14 protein-coding genes are annotated in these 16,343 nt (G+C 66.0%); 5 read left to right on the top strand and 9 right to left on the bottom strand.

Annotated elements, in window-relative coordinates:
- On the bottom strand, positions 1-1,870 hold a 1,870-nt coding region (locus C3942_RS19065; RefSeq protein ID WP_133164365.1), incomplete at its 3' end, for an RHS repeat domain-containing protein.
- A 256-nt stretch (positions 1,871-2,126) separates the two neighbouring features.
- Positions 2,127-3,629: a DUF3336 domain-containing protein gene (locus C3942_RS19060; protein WP_243393673.1), complete on the bottom strand. Its 1,503-nt coding sequence runs from the start codon at positions 3,627-3,629 to the stop codon at positions 2,127-2,129.
- 156 nt (positions 3,630-3,785) lie between these two features.
- Between C3942_RS19060 and C3942_RS19055 the strand changes: the two genes are divergently transcribed.
- The 4 genes from C3942_RS19055 to C3942_RS19040 are packed head-to-tail and all read left to right on the top strand — an operon-like array spanning position 3,786 to position 8,319.
- Positions 3,786-4,697, top strand: a complete 912-nt coding sequence (locus tag C3942_RS19055; RefSeq protein WP_104231959.1) for an AAA family ATPase — start codon at positions 3,786-3,788, stop codon at positions 4,695-4,697.
- A 10-nt stretch (positions 4,698-4,707) separates the two neighbouring features.
- Positions 4,708-5,706 (top strand): DUF58 domain-containing protein, encoded by a 999-nt coding sequence (locus tag C3942_RS19050; protein ID WP_104231958.1) that lies wholly within the window; start codon positions 4,708-4,710, stop codon positions 5,704-5,706.
- Between the two features lie 16 nt (positions 5,707-5,722).
- On the top strand, positions 5,723-7,699 hold the full coding sequence (locus C3942_RS19045; protein WP_104231957.1) for a transglutaminase TgpA family protein: 1,977 nt from the start codon (positions 5,723-5,725) through the stop codon (positions 7,697-7,699).
- A gap of 5 nt (positions 7,700-7,704) precedes the next feature.
- Entirely contained in the window at positions 7,705-8,319 is a 615-nt protein-coding gene (locus C3942_RS19040; RefSeq protein ID WP_104231956.1) for a lysophospholipid acyltransferase family protein, read from the top strand.
- 103 nt (positions 8,320-8,422) lie between these two features.
- Here the strand turns inward: C3942_RS19040 and C3942_RS19035 are convergent, their stop codons facing one another.
- From C3942_RS19035 to ilvN, 7 genes are all read right to left on the bottom strand, one after another.
- Positions 8,423-9,673, bottom strand: coding sequence for an MFS transporter (locus C3942_RS19035; protein WP_243393672.1), 1,251 nt, complete (start codon positions 9,671-9,673; stop codon positions 8,423-8,425).
- A 27-nt stretch (positions 9,674-9,700) separates the two neighbouring features.
- Positions 9,701-10,168: a ribosomal protein S18-alanine N-acetyltransferase gene (gene rimI, locus C3942_RS19030; RefSeq protein ID WP_104231955.1), complete on the bottom strand. Its 468-nt coding sequence runs from the start codon at positions 10,166-10,168 to the stop codon at positions 9,701-9,703.
- Between the two features lie 10 nt (positions 10,169-10,178).
- On the bottom strand, positions 10,179-11,009 hold the full coding sequence (locus C3942_RS19025; protein ID WP_104231954.1) for a uracil-DNA glycosylase: 831 nt from the start codon (positions 11,007-11,009) through the stop codon (positions 10,179-10,181).
- A 98-nt stretch (positions 11,010-11,107) separates the two neighbouring features.
- On the bottom strand, positions 11,108-12,799 hold the full coding sequence (leuA, locus tag C3942_RS19020) for a 2-isopropylmalate synthase (RefSeq protein WP_104231965.1): 1,692 nt from the start codon (positions 12,797-12,799) through the stop codon (positions 11,108-11,110).
- A 283-nt stretch (positions 12,800-13,082) separates the two neighbouring features.
- Positions 13,083-13,886 (bottom strand): CDP-diacylglycerol--serine O-phosphatidyltransferase, encoded by an 804-nt coding sequence (pssA, locus tag C3942_RS19015; RefSeq protein WP_104231953.1) that lies wholly within the window; start codon positions 13,884-13,886, stop codon positions 13,083-13,085.
- Positions 13,887-14,011: 125 nt separating this feature from the next.
- Positions 14,012-15,028: a ketol-acid reductoisomerase gene (gene ilvC / locus C3942_RS19010; protein WP_104231964.1), complete on the bottom strand. Its 1,017-nt coding sequence runs from the start codon at positions 15,026-15,028 to the stop codon at positions 14,012-14,014.
- Between the two features lie 75 nt (positions 15,029-15,103).
- A complete protein-coding gene (gene ilvN, locus C3942_RS19005) occupies positions 15,104-15,607 on the bottom strand; it encodes an acetolactate synthase small subunit (RefSeq protein WP_104231952.1) in 504 nt (167 codons plus the stop codon).
- A gap of 450 nt (positions 15,608-16,057) precedes the next feature.
- On the opposite strand from ilvN, the gene C3942_RS19000 reads away from it, so the two are divergent.
- Positions 16,058-16,339: a hypothetical protein gene (locus C3942_RS19000; RefSeq protein WP_133164364.1), complete on the top strand. Its 282-nt coding sequence runs from the start codon at positions 16,058-16,060 to the stop codon at positions 16,337-16,339.
- Positions 16,340-16,343: the final 4 nt, after the last annotated feature.

The following is a 16,343-nucleotide window of genomic DNA, read 5'->3' as shown; positions in this document are numbered from 1 at the left end:
CGTGCGCGTCGTGGTCGGTGATCTGCGTGACCTGCCCCAGGGCGTTGGTCACCTGACTCAGGTTGTTCTGGCCGTCATAGGCGAAGCTGCTGATGTCGCCGACGTCGGTGCGAGGACCGTTGATCGTGGCCAGCTGCTTGTTGCCGGCGTGGTAGCTGTAGGTGGTGATGCGGGAGCCAGCCGTGGTGGTGGTGACCCGGGCATCCACCAATTGGCCCAGGCTGTTGCGGGAGTAGGTCGTGGTACGGCCGGGCTGGGTGATCGTGGCGACCGTATCCCAGCTGCTGGTCCAACTGGTGGAGATGGTCCGGGCCAGCGGCGTGCCGGAGGCCTCGGTGCGGCTGGTCTGGCGGTTGCCGCTGGTGGTGTAGGTGGTGACGACGCCGCGGCGGTCGGTATGGGACGTCAGGCCGCCGGAGCTGTTGTAGCTGTAGCTCTCGGTAGCGGTGGTGAGGCCGCAGTCCGGGCAGGCGCCGTACTGGATCGCGGTGATGCGCGCGCCCTGGGTGCCGAAGACGGCGTGGCTGATCAGTTCCTCGGTGTAGCGGCTGGCGTCCTGGTAGGTCCGGACCCGGGTACTGGTGGGGCTGAGATATTCGAAGGTGGTGCGGCCGGCACCGCCGGCGTGCTCGCTGAGCGTCACCCGGCCCTGGGCGTCATAGGCGTAGGTGGCGTAGCGGTCGCCGTTCTCGTCGAGGATGCCGGTCAAAGCCCGGGGTGTCGGCTCGTTTTCATAGAGGTAGGTCCGGACGGGGTTGTCGTCAGGATCTTCCGGGGTGTCATCGGGATGGGTGACGGTCCTCAGACGGCCCATGGCGTCCCAGTGATACAGGGTGGTCTGCCCTGCCGGGTCGGTGAAGGCGCGGATGCGCCCCAGAGGGTCTTCGGCATAGCCGTAGCTGCGGCCGTTCGGGGTCTGCCATTGCTCGGTGACACCGCCCCAGGCATTGCCGGGGAAGCGGCTGATCGCGGTCTGGCGCCCGTCCGGCTCGGTGATCAGCACCACCAGGCCCTGGCCATCGAAGCTGTAGCGGCGCCCGGAGGCTTCCCGGAAGACATTCTGGCCGCCGATCACTTCCAGCTTGCCGTCGTCCGTGCGGTTGCTGGTCCAGTTGGTCTGGCCGGTCTGGCGGATGAAGGCGCGGCGCCAGGGGCCATAGGTGAAGATGGCGACGTCGTAGATCAGCGTCTGGCTGACGCTCAGCCGCGGAACCGCGAAGCGCCAGTCCATCTCCGCCGGCAGGCCCCGGCCGTCGAAGCTGCGCCGCCAGTCGAAGTCGGCGCCTTGGTAGTCGGTTTCGTCCTGGATCTTGCTGCCGTCGCTGCAGTCCACCGGATTGCTGCGCAGCCGCGACGGCCCAGCCGCCGGCAGCCCGCCGGTGCTGCTCTGGCGCGGGCAGCCCTGGCTGCTGCCCGGTGTCTGGCGCTCCTGACGGTCCGGGGCGGGCCATGGACACTGCGGGGTGTTCAGCGGACCGGTTCGGTAGATGACCAGCGTGTCGCCTGCGTACTTGTAGTTCGGGGTATTGGCAGGGGGACAGTAGAAAAACTTGCCGTTGTAGTAGGGGCTTCCCGAGCCTGGGCCGGCGTGATCCAGCCAGCCGGCACCGATTACATACTGGCCCTCGACGGTCCCGCCGAATGAGCACCAAGGCGGATGGGTGTAGTTGTGCGGGGTTATGAATTCGATGCAGGCCAGCAGTGCTTCGCCCTCATCGGCGCATTGCCCGCTGACGGCAAAGTGGATACTCGATGGCTGAGACTCGGTGATGACACAGGCGGCGGCGTCCGGCGCGTATGCCAGACTCGCCCAGGCGACCAGCAGAAGGCTGAACAACCGCAGCACCGGATGCGGGGCACGCAGGCGCATGAGCACACTCCGAGACAAATGAAGATGACCCGGAGTGAACAAGAGCCCATGCCAGCCCGGCAATCGGATTCAGTCGTCAGCTGAGACTTTGTTGGCAGTCCGGACGCACTAAATTTTCCGGCCCGCACGAAACGTGGTTCCATGCCGCCAACTCCCCTGGAGGGCGAGCTTGGGGAGAACACAACAACAATGCCCGCCGGCCGGCGGGCATTGTTGTCACAACGTCATGACCCTGTTCAATGGTCCAAGCAAGATTCTAGGGCTTGCCCAGGCGAGCCCTCTCGCCCTTCACCACCCGCAGTTCCGGCTTGCCGCGCGGCAGATCCACGACGGTACCCAGGCTCTCCAGCTTTTCCATGCACTGGTCCAGCGTCTGGCTGATGAGGCTCTGGTTGCGGATCATCTCGATGCGCGGCCAGGTGGCGCGCTCGCCCTCCAGCATGAAGCGCTTGATCGATTCCATCGTCGGGTTGGCGGTGACGTTGGCGTAACGCCAGATGCTCACCTCGGGGAAGATGTTGATGTGGCCGCGGTAGTCCTGGTCCAGGATCGAGCTGGCGGTGTCCAGCGGCGTGCGCAGGACGCCGTTGGGCATGTTGGAACGCGCCAGGTCGAGAATGCTGCGAGCCTGGCCGCTGATGGAAGAGAAGGCGTAATTGCGCGCGGCGCGCAGCAGGCCGCGGGTATTGGGCTCGTGCCGCGAGACGAACGGCAGCACGTGCGGGTTGGTCTGGCTGACGATGAAGTGGTTGACGTTGTGCAGGCGGCGCAGGCGCAGCGTCGGCAGGTCGGACTTCAGGGAGCCGTCGTTCCAGCGCAGCAGCGGCATGTAGGGCACGCGCTCGCCGTTCTCGTCCTGCGTCATCAGCATGACCGGCGGGAACAGGATGGGCACGGCACAGGAGGCCAGCACGGCCTCGCGCATGTACAGGTACGGGAAGGTCAGGTAGTTGAGCAGCCGCGGCTGCTGGTTCACGCCGGCCGGCGAGACGGTGATGTTGGTGATGCGGCCCGAGAGCCTGGCAGCTTCTTCGAAGGTCAGGTCCTTGACGTTCTTGGCGATGGCGCGCTTGAGTTGGCTCTGGTCCATCACGGCGCCGCGGCGCAGCATGTGGCGGATCGGCAGGATGCGCCAGAAGTGGTAGTAGGCGCTCTCCGGGTCCATCAGCTCTTCGACTTCATGCGGCGCGCGCGTGCCAACCGTGGCGGCGACGACGGAGCCGGCGCTGGAGCCGGACATCACGGTGGGCACCAACCCCTCGCGGAACAGCGCCTTGACCACGCCGACATGGAACAGGCCCAGCGTGGCACCGCCGGAGAGCATCAGCGCGGAGCGGCCGTAGGACTTGGCCACCTCCTCGAAGAACTTGAGCTTCACCGCATGCGGGAATTCCGGCAGCTCCAGATCGCAGAGCTCGTTGAGCGCCGAAGCCACCTCGGTGATGTAGTCGCGGATCAGGTGCTTGGTGCTGACGCGGCAGATGCCATAGAGCTCTGGATTGCCGGTGTTGCCGAGGTTCCAGTGCAGACCCTGGCGCAGGTGGTGGATCAGCTTGATCCAGGCACGGTCCTCGCGGTACTGGCGGATCTGGCGCAGGCGGGAGCGGATCAGGCGCCAGTCATAGTCATCGGAGGTGTCGTCCTCCTTCCACTCGGTGAGGCCGTCTCGGCGGTCCAGCTCGTCGGCGGCCTCGTACCAGGTACGGTAGTCGGTCGCATGCGCCAGTTCGCGGTTCAGTTCGCGGCTGTATCGGTCCACCTGTGCTCCGGCGTGCGGGTATTGAAGCCGGTATGGTGGCCCAGTTCCGGCGGGGTCGCAAACCCTGCCCGGAGGCCCCGGGCGGGCCGAAACTGCCGTTCATCCACGAGCCACCGCCAGGCGTATACACTGGGGCATCCAGACCCTCCAGAACCGATGACCTCCGCCATCCAGCCAGCGCTCGACGCGCTCAACCAGATCATCCTCGGCAAGCACAACCAGATCCGCCTGGCCACCGCCTGCCTGCTCGCCCGCGGCCACCTGTTGATCGAGGACATTCCCGGCGTGGGCAAGACCACGCTGGCGCTGAGTCTGGCCAAGGTCCTGGGCCTGGGTTTCCAGCGCGTCCAGTTCACCAGCGACCTGTTGCCGGCCGACATCATCGGCGTGTCGATCTACGAGCCGCAGGCTGCCGGCTTCCGCTTCCACCCGGGGCCGATCTTCTCGCAGCTGGTCCTGGCCGACGAGGTCAACCGCGCCAGCCCCAAGACGCAGTCAGCCCTGCTGGAGGCGATGGAGGAGCGCCAGGTAACAGCCGAGGGCGAGACGCGCCCCCTGCCCGATCCATTCTTCGTGATCGCCACGCAGAATCCGGCACAGCAGATCGGCACGTTCCCGCTGCCGGAATCGCAGCTGGACCGCTTCCTGATGCGCATTTCCATGGGCTACCCGGCCGCGGAGGCCGAAAAGGCCCTGCTGCTGGAGCGCGAGCGCCGCGACCTGCTGACCGAGGTTCAACCCGCCCTGTCCTCTCAGCAGTTGATGGACCTGCAGACCCAGGTCAAGGCCGTGCGCGTGATGCCGGCACTGGTGGACTACATCCTGGCGCTGGTGCGCTTCACTCGCGAGCACAACGGCTTGCGGCAGGGCCTGTCGCCGCGTGCGGCGCTGGCGCTGAAGCGAGCGGCGCAAGCCTGGGCGCTGCTGTCCAATCGCCAGGGCGTGATCCCTGAGGACGTGCAGGCGGTATTCGCCGCCGTGGTCAATCATCGTCTGATCGCCGCCAGCGAGCGCGAGGGCGGCGCACCCACGGCCGACGATATCCTCGCACGCGTTGCCATCCCCTGAGCGGCGGGCGATGCGCCTCTGGCTGGTGTTCAAGCTCCTGCTGCACCCGATCCGGTTTGCTCAGGCCCGTATCGACGCCTGGGTGATGGCGCGTGTCAAGCGCCAGCCCGGTCCGATACCAGTACCGAGGACGCGCGTCTATATCGTGCCTACGCGCTTCGGCTACGGCTATGCGTTCATGGGCCTGGTGATGCTGCTGGGCTCGATGAACTACTCGAACAGCATGGGCTTCCTGCTGACCTTCCTGCTGGGTGCCCTCGGGCTTGTGTGCATGCACCACACCCATGGCAACCTGGTGAACGTGCAGCTGCGGTCCGGCAAGACAGCGCCCGTGTTCGCAGGGGAAGTCGCGCATTTTGAGATTCTGGTAGACAACCCTGCTCCTGCCCAGCGCTACAGCTTCTCCCTGGCCTGGCCCAAGGAGACCCAACCACCCGTCATGGCCGACGTCCCGGCGCGGGGCACGGCAACCCTGCGTATCGCGCTGCCTGCCGAACGCCGTGGCTGGTTGCCTGCGCGGGTATTCAGCCTGTCCACCGAGTTTCCGCTCGGGTTGTTTCACGCCTGGACCTGGGCGGAACTGGACATGGCCTGCCTGGTATATCCAAAGCCGGCTACCGCCGGCCGAATGCCGCCCTCCGCCTCGGGCGCCATCGGCCAGATGCCCAGCAACATCGCGGGCCAGGACGAGTTCGCTGGCCTGCGCAACTACCATCGTGGCGACCCGATGAAGTCCGTGCACTGGAAAAGCCTGCCGAAATCGCCCGGTGCCCCCATGGTCAAGCAGTTCACCGAGTTGCTGGACCAGGAACTGTGGCTGGAATGGGACAGCTTGGGCGATCTCGATCCCGAGTCGCGCCTCTCACAGCTCACCCGCTGGGTACTGGATATGGAAGACCGGCAGCATGCCTATGGCCTGCGCCTGCCAGGTATCGAGCTGAAGCCAGGCCGTGGCGAGATACACCAGAACGACTGCCTGCGCGAATTGGCGCTGTACAAGCCGGGCTGATCCTTCCGTCGCTCCCATGAAAGCCGCAATCCCCTCAGACTACCTCAATCAAACCTCGCTGCTACGCCTGATCGCTGTGCTGGCGCTGGTGCTGGTGGTCCACTTGCCCAGCTTGCCTGCCTGGGAGTCCGCGCTCGTGGCCGCCGGTCTGGGATGGAGGCTGCTGATCGCGCTGCGCCAATGGAAACTACCACCTCCCTGGCTTCGCACCTGCCTCGCTGTGCTGTCCTTCGCAGGCATCTACGCCAGCTATGGCCGCATCCACGGTCAACTTCCCGGCATCGCCCTGCTGATGATCATGTCGGTGCTCAAGCTGCTGGAGATGCGCTCCCGCCGCGACGTCATGGTTACCGTGTTCCTGATGTACTTCATCCTGTTGACGCACTTCCTGAACTCCCAGGAAATCTGGACCGCCGGCTATCTGCTGCTCTGCGCCTCCGCGATCACCGCCTTGCTGATCGACGTCAATCACCCCGCGGAAGCGCTGCCGCTGAGGAATATCCTGGTCAGCGGCAGCCGCATGGTGGCGATATCACTGCCGATCACCCTGCTGTTCTTCCTGCTGTTTCCGCGAATTCCGGGCCCGCTCTGGGGCATTCCGTCGGATGCCGGCGCTGCGCTCAGCGGTATGTCGAACGAAATGGCGCCCGGTGATATCTCCAGCCTGATCATGTCCAACCGCCAGGCTTTCTCGGTCCGGTTCTTCGACCGTGAGCCGCCGCCCCGCGAACGCTACTGGCGCGGGCCGGTCTTCGACAGCTTCGACGGACGGGCTTGGAAGGCCAGCAGCCTCTCGCTGCGCATCCAGACCCCGGAGGCGGAGCTGCTGCCGCCCGCGGTACGCTACGAGATCATCGTCGAACCCCATCGTGGCCCTTGGCTGTTCGCGCTCGACGTCCCCGACCCCACCACGCGGCCCGACAAGAGTTTCATCGCCTCCGAGTACCAACTCATGAAGGGGCGTGACGTCATCACGCGCGAACTCTACGTACTGACCTCCCACCCGAATCACGTGCTGCAGAAAGAGCTCCCGGAGTCGGTCCGAAGAGTCAATCTCTCGCTGCCGCGCGGGTTCAATCCGCGCACGGTGGCTCTTGCCCAGCAGTTGCAGGCGGAGCACGCCGCCCCGGAGGCCGTCATCCGGGCTGCGCTGCGGATGTTCCGCCAACAGCCGTTCGTCTACACCCTGCAGCCACCGCCATTGGGCCGGAACAGCGTGGATGACTTCCTCTTCGAAACGCGCCGCGGGTTCTGCGAGCATTACTCCAGCGCCTTCACCTTCCTGATGCGCGCTGCCGGAATCCCCGCACGCGTCGTGACCGGCTACCAGGGTGGCGAGAGGAACGAACTGGGCGACTTCTTTCGCGTCAGCGATGCCGATGCCCATGCCTGGAGCGAGGTCTGGCTGGAAAGCAAGGGCTGGGTGCGCGTGGATCCTACTGCGGCCGTAGCGCCCAATCGCATCGAGCTCGGCTTGTCCGAAGCGATGCAGGCCAGCGGCGAATTGCCCGGCTTCCTGCAACGCGGTGGGTGGAACTGGATCCGGGACAATCTGACCGCACAGTGGGACTGGATGAACACCCAGTGGAACCGCTGGGTGCTGGCCTATGGTCCGGAGGTACAAATGGACCTCATGCGTCGCATCGGCATCCAGGACTGGCGCAGCATGGTCATCGTGCTGACCGTTACCGCGAGCCTGATCCTGGGAATCATCGGCCTGCTGCTGCTGCGGCAGTTCACGCCGGCGCGCAATCAGGAAGTGGCGGTCAGGCTCTGGGCACAGCTGCAGAGGCGCCTGCTGCGCGCCGGCATCGCGCAGCGGCCTGCTGAGGGTGCCGGTAGCTTTGCCGAGCGTGTAGCCCTGGAAACACCGGAGTTGGGCAGCGCCGTGCGCCGCGCGGCCGGGATCTACCAGCAGCTTCGCTACCTGGAAGGCGCTACACCTGCACTGCAGAAAGAGTTGGCGCAGGTCATCAAGGCGATACGGACCTGAAAGCGATGGCGCATACCGAACGTTTCATCGTGGAGGCCGGCCCCTCGGTGCCACGGGCGCCGAATGCCTTCCGCTACTGGGTGGGCCGCAGCATCCTGACGCTGACCGGCTGGAGCGTGGACGTGCGCCTGCCCGACGAACCCAAGCTGATCATCATCGCCGCCCCGCACAGCTCCAACTGGGACTTCGTCTATGGCTTGGCGGCGATTTTCGTCACGCAGTTGCACTTCAATTTCTTCGGCAAGCACACCCTGTTCAAGGGTCCACTGGGTGGATTGTTCCGCCGTGTGGGCGGCATTCCGGTGGACCGTACGGCCCCCGGCGGGCTGGTCGCCGAGACGGTGCGTATCTTCGAGTCGCGGCCACAACTGCTGCTGGCGCTGACGCCGGAAGGCACACGCTCGCGCGTCACCGTCTGGAAGCGCGGCTTCTGGCACATGGCCCAGGCTGCGAACGTGCCGGTGGCGGTGGCTTATATCGACTACAAGCGCAAGAAGGCCGGCATCGAGTGGCTGTTCCGCCCCACGGGAAACTGGGAGGCCGACATGCGCCCGGTGTTCGAGTTCTACAGGACGGTCGGCGCCAAACGGCCGGACAATTTTGCGGTTGAGCAGCCGTAGCGCCGACAGTGCTGAGTGCTAAGGACTGAGTGCTTAGTAAAAGCTGGATGCGGCTAGTGGGCCGGCATTCTTTTACTGAGCACTCAGTCCTTAGCCCTTAGCACTATCTCCCTACAGAGCGGCTTTCAGGCCCCTGAACCTTGCTCAGCAGCCAAGCTCCCAGCACGAAGAACGGCAGCAGCGTCAGGATCGGCAGGCGCTGGTTGTCCACCAGCAGCGCCGTCTGGCCCACGACGATCGGCCCCAGCACCGCGGCGAACTTGCCCAGCATGTTGTAGAAGCCGAAGAACTGGCCAGCCTGGTCGGGCGGGATCAGCTTGGCGTAATAGGAGCGCGACAGCGATTGGATGCCACCCTGCACCGTCGCGATGGCCGCGGCCATCCAGTAGAACTGCGCCTCGGTCTGCAGGGTGTAGGCCCAGCAGGTCACGCCGATGTAGATGCCGATGGCGACGTACAGCATGGTCTTGGTGCCGAAGCGGTCCGCCAGCCAACCGTAGGCCACGGCGGCGGGAAAGCCGAGGAACTGCACCAGCAGCAGCGCCTTGATCAGCGCCCCGGGGTCGAAGCCCAGCTTCACGCCGTAATCCACCGCCATGCGGATGATGGTGTCCACCGCGTCGATATAGAGCCAGTAGGCCGCCAGGAAGTACAGCACCGGCTTCATCGTCAGGATCTGGCGGAAGGTCGCCTTGAGCTGCTGCCAGTCGTCGCCGGCAGCGGGTTGCGGATGCTCCTGCACGTTGCGGAACAGCGGCAGCGAGAACAGCACCCACCAGATGCCTACCATCAGGAAGGACAGCAGGATCGCCTCCGCGCCGTTCTCCAGGCCGAAGCTCTGAGGCTTCTGGAACATGAACACGTTGAGTGCGAACAGCAGGCCGCCGCCGAGATAGCCCAGTCCGTATCCCAGCGCCGAGGTCCGGTCCATGTCCGCCTCGGAGGAGACGTTGACGATCAGCGAGTCGTAGAACGAAGTGCCGGCGAAGAAGCCGATGGACGCCAGCGTGAACAGCAGCAGCGCCGTGCTCCAGTCGCCCTGGGCCACCCCGTACATCGCAGCGGTGGAACAGGCTCCGAGCAGGGTCGTGGCAAACAGGAAACGCTTCTTGTAGCCGCGCCGGTCCGCCAGGCCGCCCAGCAGCGGCGCCAGGATCATCACCACGATGCTGGAGACCGAGCTGGCGACGCCCAGCCAGAAGGTGCGCTCCCCGGCCGCCAGGCCACCAGCCCAGTACTGGGCGAAGAACAGCGGGAAGAAGCCCGCCATCACGGTGGTGGCGAAGGCGGAGTTGGCCCAGTCGTAGAACGCCCAGGAAATCCTCTGCTTGCGGCTGCCCGGCACACTGCCCATCGCACCGCTCCCTTCGTCAGTTCCGGATCAGGCCAGGTCCAGCCCCAGCACCAGCGCGTCCTCGCGCCCGCCGTCGGCCGGGTAGTAGTTCTTGCGCAGCCCCAGCCGCTTGAAGCCGAACTGCTCGTAGAGCCGCTGGGCCGGCCGGTTGGACACGCGCACTTCCAGCAGCACCAGCGTCACGTTGCCGGCGCGCGCCACCATCAGCAGGTGACGCATCAGGAACTGCGCGATGCCGCGGCGCTGGTGTTCCGGGCTGACGCAGAGATTGAGGATGTGGGCCTCGCCCACCGCCATGCTCATCAGCGCGTAGCCCAGCACCTCGCCCAGCGTATTGGTGACCACCCAGGAGCTGTAGCCCACGCGCAGGCAGTCATGGAAGATGCCCTCGCTCCAGGGAAAGGAATACACGCGATGCTCGATCTCCAGCACCTGCCTGAGGTGCGAGGGATGCATCGGCGCCAAGCGCCAGAGTTCCTGCGGCTGGGCGCTCACGCGAACACCCTCACGACAGCGAACCCGTACGCAGGAAGCGGTGCACCTTCTTCAGGTCTTCCCAGCTCTTGGCCTTCTCGCGCGGGCTGCGCAGCAAGTAAGCCGGGTGATAGGTGATCAGCAACGGCGTCCTGTCGGGACCGTAGTGGTACAGCGGCCCTCGCAGGCGCGACAGCGGCGCATCGGTGTTGAGCAGGCGCTGAGCGGCAATGCGGCCGAGGCCGACGATCAACTTCGGCTTCACCAGGCGGATCTGCTGCTCCAGGTAGGGACGGCAGGACTCCACCTCGTCGGTCTCCGGATCACGATTGCCCGGCGGACGGCACTTCACCACGTTGGCGATGTAGGTGTTCTCGCGGCGCGAATGGCCGATGGCCTTGAGCATTTCGTCCAGCAGCTTGCCGGCGCGGCCGACGAAAGGTTCGCCCTGCGCATCCTCGTCGGCGCCAGGCCCTTCGCCCACCACCATCAGCGGCGCCGTCTCGATGCCCACGCCGAACACGGTCTGGGTACGGGTCTGGCAGAGCTTGCACTGGCGGCAGTCCTTGACCACGGCGCGCAGGCCATCCCAGTCCGCCGGAACCTCGGCCAGCGGCGCCGGAACCGGCGCCGCCCGGACGGCCGGCGCGGTGGGCGGACGCGGGTTGGCCTGCGGGATCAGGGAGGCGCGCGGCGCGCTGGGTGCCGGCGGCGGCGCGGCGGGCTCCCGGGACGGCGGAGGAAGCACTGCCGCCTCCACCTCCGGCGCTCCCGGGACTTCAGCCGCCTCGCCGCCCGCACGAAGCTGCCAGCGCTCGATCCCGAGCGCATCGAGCACCTGCTGGCGGCGGGACGAATGCATGGGGGGATTGTACCTGCCGCGGAGAAGATGTCGCCCTGTCCGGGGCAGCGGGAAGCCAGTCCCCTCTCCCGCATGCGGGAGAGGGGAAAGCCTCCGCGTCAGGCCGCGCGCTGGGCGCCGGCCCGCTGGGCCAGGGCGCGGTTCACGCCGGACAGGATGGCTTTCAGCGACGCGGTGACGATGTTGGCATCGCGGCCTACGCCGAACAGGGTCTTGCCGCTACCCAGCTTCAGCTCGATGTAGCTGACCGCCGCCGCATCGGCACCCGCGCCGATGGCGTGCTCGTGGTAATCCTGGACCGTCAGGCGCTCGCCCACGACCTTGGACATGGCGTTGATGAAGGCGTCGATCGGGCCATTGCCCTGGCCGGCGATGCGCTGGGACTTGCCGTCCACCGTGATCTCCGTCGACAGCTCCACGGAATCGCGCGTGGAGTCTTCCACCAGGTGGTGCGCCACGTAGCCGTAGGGGCTCCGCGCCTCCAGGTAGCTGCGGCGGAAGACCGACTCGATGTCGGCGGCGGTGACTTCCTTGCCGGTGGTGTCCGTCACTTCCTGCACGATCTGGCTGAACTCGATCTGCAGGCGGCGCGGCAGCACCAGGCCGTACTCGTGCTCCAGCAGGTAGGAGATGCCGCCCTTGCCGGACTGGGAATTCACGCGGATCACCGCCTCGTAGCTGCGGCCCAGGTCCTTGGGGTCGATCGGCAGGTAGGGCATCTCCCAGATGTCGCCCTCCTTGCGCGCCGAGAAGGCCTTCTTGATGGCGTCCTGGTGCGAACCGGAGAACGAGGTGAAGACCAGGTCGCCGACATACGGATGGCGCGGATGCACCGGCAGCTGGTTGCTGTACTCGACGGTCTTGCGGACCTCGTCGATGTCGGAGAAATCCAGGTTCGGGTGCACGCCCTGGGTATACATGTTCAGCGCCAGGTTGACGATGTCGACATTGCCGGTGCGCTCGCCGTTGCCGAACAGGCAGCCCTCGACGCGGTCCGCGCCGGCCATCATGGCGAACTCGGCGGCGGCCGTGCCGGTGCCGCGGTCGTTGTGCGGATGCACCGACAGGACGATCGCCTCGCGCCGCGCCAGGTTGCGGTGCATCCACTCGATCATGTCGGCGAAGATGTTCGGCGTGGAGTGCTCGACCGTGGACGGCAGGTTGATGATGACCGGCTTTTCCTTCGTGCCGCCCAGGGCGTCCACCACGGCGTCGACCACGCGCTTGGAAAAGTCCAGCTCGGTGCCGGAGAACATCTCGGGCGAGTACTCGAAGACCCACTCGGTCTCCGGACGCTCGTCGGCCAGCTGGCGGATCAGGCGGGCATGGGTCACGGCCAGTTCGTCCAGCACCTGGTCCTGGCTCATGTTGAACACCACGCGGCGCATGATCGGGGCCGTGGCGTTGTAGAAGTGCACGATGGCGCGCTTGGCGCCCTTCAGGGCCTCGAAGCTGCGGCGGATCAGCGGTTCGCGCGCCGGCGTCAGGATCTGGACGGTGACGTCGTCCGGGATCAGGTTCTTCTCGATCAGGTGGCGCAGGAAGGCGAACTCGGTTTCCGAGGCGCTGGGGAAGCCGACCTCGATCTCCTTGAAGCCGATCTTGATCAGCTGGTTGAACATCGCCAGCTTGCGATCGTGGTTCATCGGCTCGATCAGCGACTGGTTGCCGTCGCGCAGGTCGGTGGACAGCCAGACCGGGGGCTTGGTGATGACGGCGTCCGGCCAGCGGCGGTCACGCAGGTGCACGGGGGCGAAAGGACGATACTTCGTCTCGGGATTCTTCAACATGGTCATGGGGTTACCTCGCATGAGGTGCCGTCAGGAGAATCCATCGATTCTACTCCCGGCGGCGGGAAATTTGGGTGCTTCGGTGGTTTTGCACGGTTTGGGCCCCGTGCGGGCGCGCGCTTTATGTTCTGTCTTACGACAGAAGAAGGAGGCTAAGAAGCGCGCGCGCAAACGGCCGTGCGCCCTGGGGCGCAGCGGGAACAGCGAAATGGCCGTTTGCGGATGACATGTCCGGAATATTAGAGCATCTACAGGCCGGCTTTCAAACCACCCGTCCCGCGGATCATGCCGCCGGTACGGGCTTGCGCCGCAGCCGGCGCCACAGCACCACCGCCGGACCGGACAGGGCGTAGGCGAAGAACAGCATGAACAGGATGCGCGGCGGATCGATCAGCACCAGGGCCAGCACGCCGACCACCGAGGCGAAGGACAGGAACTTCAGGCGCGCCGTCAGGTTGAGCTTCTTGAAGCTGTTGTAGCGGAAGCTCGACACCATCGACAGCGCCGTGGCCAGGGTCAGCGGCGCCGCCATGACCAGGGCGTCATGCCCGTGGATGGGCACGTGGCCGGCCACCCAGGCGAACAGCGAGTGGCTGTCGTCCACGCAGCTCCAGACGAAGAAGGTCACCACCGCCGCCGCCGCCGGGCTCGGCACGCCGTAGAAATCCTTGTTGGAACTGGCGATGGCCGCCAGCACGTTGAAGCGGGCCAGGCGCAGGGCCGCGCAGGCGGCATAGGTGAAGGCGATCACCCAACCCAGCTTGCCGCCGATCCAGCGGTAGTCCGCCAGGCCATTGAGGGAGTAGGCATAGATCAGGATGGCCGGGGCGATGCCGAAGGCCACCATGTCGCAGAGCGAATCGAACTCCTTGCCGAAGTCGCTCTGGGTATTGGTCCAGCGCGCCACGCGGCCGTCCAGGCCGTCGGCGATCATGGCCGCCAGGATGCCGTAGACGGCATTCTCGAAGCGCCCGTCCATGGCCATGACGATGGCGTAGAAGCCGCCGAACAGGGTGCCGGTGGTGAACAGGTTGGGCAGCAGGTAGATGCCCTTGCGGCGCTTCTTGGCCGTGACGCCGTCGTCCATGGACCGTTCCTCGGGATTTTCGCGCATCTTACTGTTTGCCAGGGGCAAATCCAAAAAGAAAAGGGGACCGCCTTGCGGCGGCCCCCTGAGATCTACCACCGCGCTCTCGCGCTTCTCGTTTCTTCTTAATTCTTGGACTTGTCGACCAGCTTGTTCTTGCCGATCCAGGGCATCATCGCGCGCAGCTGGCCGCCGACGACTTCGATCGGGTGCGCGGCGTTGAGGCGGCGCATCGCGGTCATCTCGGGGTAGCCCAGCTTGCCCTCGGACACGAAAGCCTTGGCGTACTTGCCGGTCTGGATGTCGAGCAGGGCCTGCTTCATGGCCTTGCGCGATTCGTCGTTGATGACCTTCGGGCCGGTCACGTACTCGCCGTACTCGGCGTTGTTCGAGATCGAGTAGTTCATCGTGGCGATGCCGCCTTCGTACATCAGGTCGACGATCAGCTTCAGCTCGTGCAGGCACTCGAAGTAGGCCATCTCGGGGGCGTAGCCGGCGTCCACCAGCGTCTCGAAGCCGGCCTTCACCAGTTCCACGGCGCCGCCGCAAAGCACGGCCTGCTCGCCGAACAGGTCGGTCTCGCACTCATCCTTGAAGGTGGTCTCGATGATGCCCGAGCGGCCGCCGCCGATGGCGGAGGCGTAGGACAGGGCGAGCTTCTTGGCGCTGCCGCTGGCGTCCTGGTAGACGGCGATCAGGTCCGGAATGCCGCCGCCCTTGGTGTACTCGTTGCGGACCGTGTGGCCCGGGGCCTTCGGCGCGACCATGATCACGTCGAGGTCGGCGCGCGGCACGACCTGGTTGAAGTGGATCGCGAAGCCGTGGGCGAAGGCCAGCGCCGCGCCCTTCTTGATGTTCGGCTCGATCTCGTTCTTGTACAGCTCGGACTGGAACTCGTCCGGCGTCAGCACCATGACCACGTCGGCCCAGGCGCAGGCTTCCGCCACGCTCTTGACCTTGAGGCCGCCAGCCTCGACCTTCTTGGCGGTGGCCGAGCCCGGACGCAGGGCGACGACGACATCAACGCCGCTGTCCTTGAGGTTCAGGGCATGGGCATGGCCCTGCGAGCCGTAGCCGACGATGGCGACCTTCTTCGACTGGATGATGGAAAGGTCGGCGTCCTTGTCGTAGTAGACGTTGATGCTCACGGTTGACTCCAGGGTGCTGATGTAATGACACGGCACGTGGCCGCTGTCGGATGAGTTTGTCGGTCCAGGTCAGACGGCGGCGGCCACGACCTGTCGGCCGCGGGCCATGGCGGCGACGCCGCTGCGGTCCACTTCCAGGATGCTGGTGATCCTGCCCAGTTCGGCGACCAGGGCATCGATCTCCTGGCCGGTGCCGGCCAGCTGGATCATGCGGGTATCGTCGGTCTCGTCGAGGACCAGGGCACGGTGCTCGCGCACGCACTCCACGACCTTGCGGGCCGCGGCATCGCTGTCCACGGCCACCTTGGCCATCAGCAGCTCGCACTCGATGTGGTCGGTGCTGGACAGGTCGGCGATCTCGACCACGTCGATCAGCTTGCGGGTCTGCTTGATGATCTGTTCGATGACGTTGTCGCTGCCCGCGGTGACCAGGGTCAGCCGCGAAACGGTCGGATCGTGGGTCGGAGCCACCGACAGCGAGTCGATGTTGTAGCCGCGGGCCGCGAACATGTTGGCCACGCGCGCGAGCGCGCCGGCCTCGTTCTGCAGCAGGATCGTGATGATGTGACGCATAGGGGCGCGCACATTAGCTGTGTCGCCATGCAAAATCAATCTTTTGGGCGCTTTGCAAGCCCCCGCGGCGGCCCCTGGCCGCGCCCTGCGTGAGCTACCATTCGGCGGCGGAATCCGCCCTCGAAACAACCAGCAGGAACAGGGGGTTCAGGATGCAGGGCCCCAGCCTCGTCAAGGCTGCTATCGGCGTTCTTTTCGTGGTTCTCTGAGTGCCGTCGGCCTGACCGCCTGGTCCGGGCGCGAAAAGACCCAAATTCCGGGCCCCACCCACCTGGGCCAGGACAGCGAAAAGCCCATCTGGACCATCGCCAATGCCTCGCTCTACCCGCTGGATCCGGACGGCCGGCTGCGCCGCTGGACCGCGGACCCGTTGCCGATCCCCGGAATGGTCCGGGCTGGCGGGGTACGACCGGGGCAGGTCCTGATCGCGCGGCGCCCCCGCGCATCGCCATGCCCGCCGCCCCGGTCCCGGACGGCGGGCGACGGGCCAGGATCCTGGGCCTGGTCTTTGCGGGGCTGGGGCAGATGCAGCAGCGCCGGATCGCAGCCGGCATCGCCTTCCTGGGTGCCGGGCTGCGGCTGGGCTGGGACGCCTTCATGACCTGGCATGCCTGCCTGAACAAGACCACCGGGATGCCGCATCTGCTGCCCTGGCGGACGCTGGCCCTGCTGGCGGTCATCTGGTTCGGCGCCTGGATGGATGTCCGCCGAGGAGGACCGGAGGCCCGTTGACCCC

Source organism: Solimonas fluminis, assembly GCF_002930645.1.
Lineage (GTDB): Bacteria > Pseudomonadota > Gammaproteobacteria > Nevskiales > Nevskiaceae > Solimonas_A > Solimonas_A fluminis.
The sequence above is the reverse complement of the archived record's forward strand: the minus strand, read 5'-3'. Positions and strand labels throughout refer to the sequence as shown.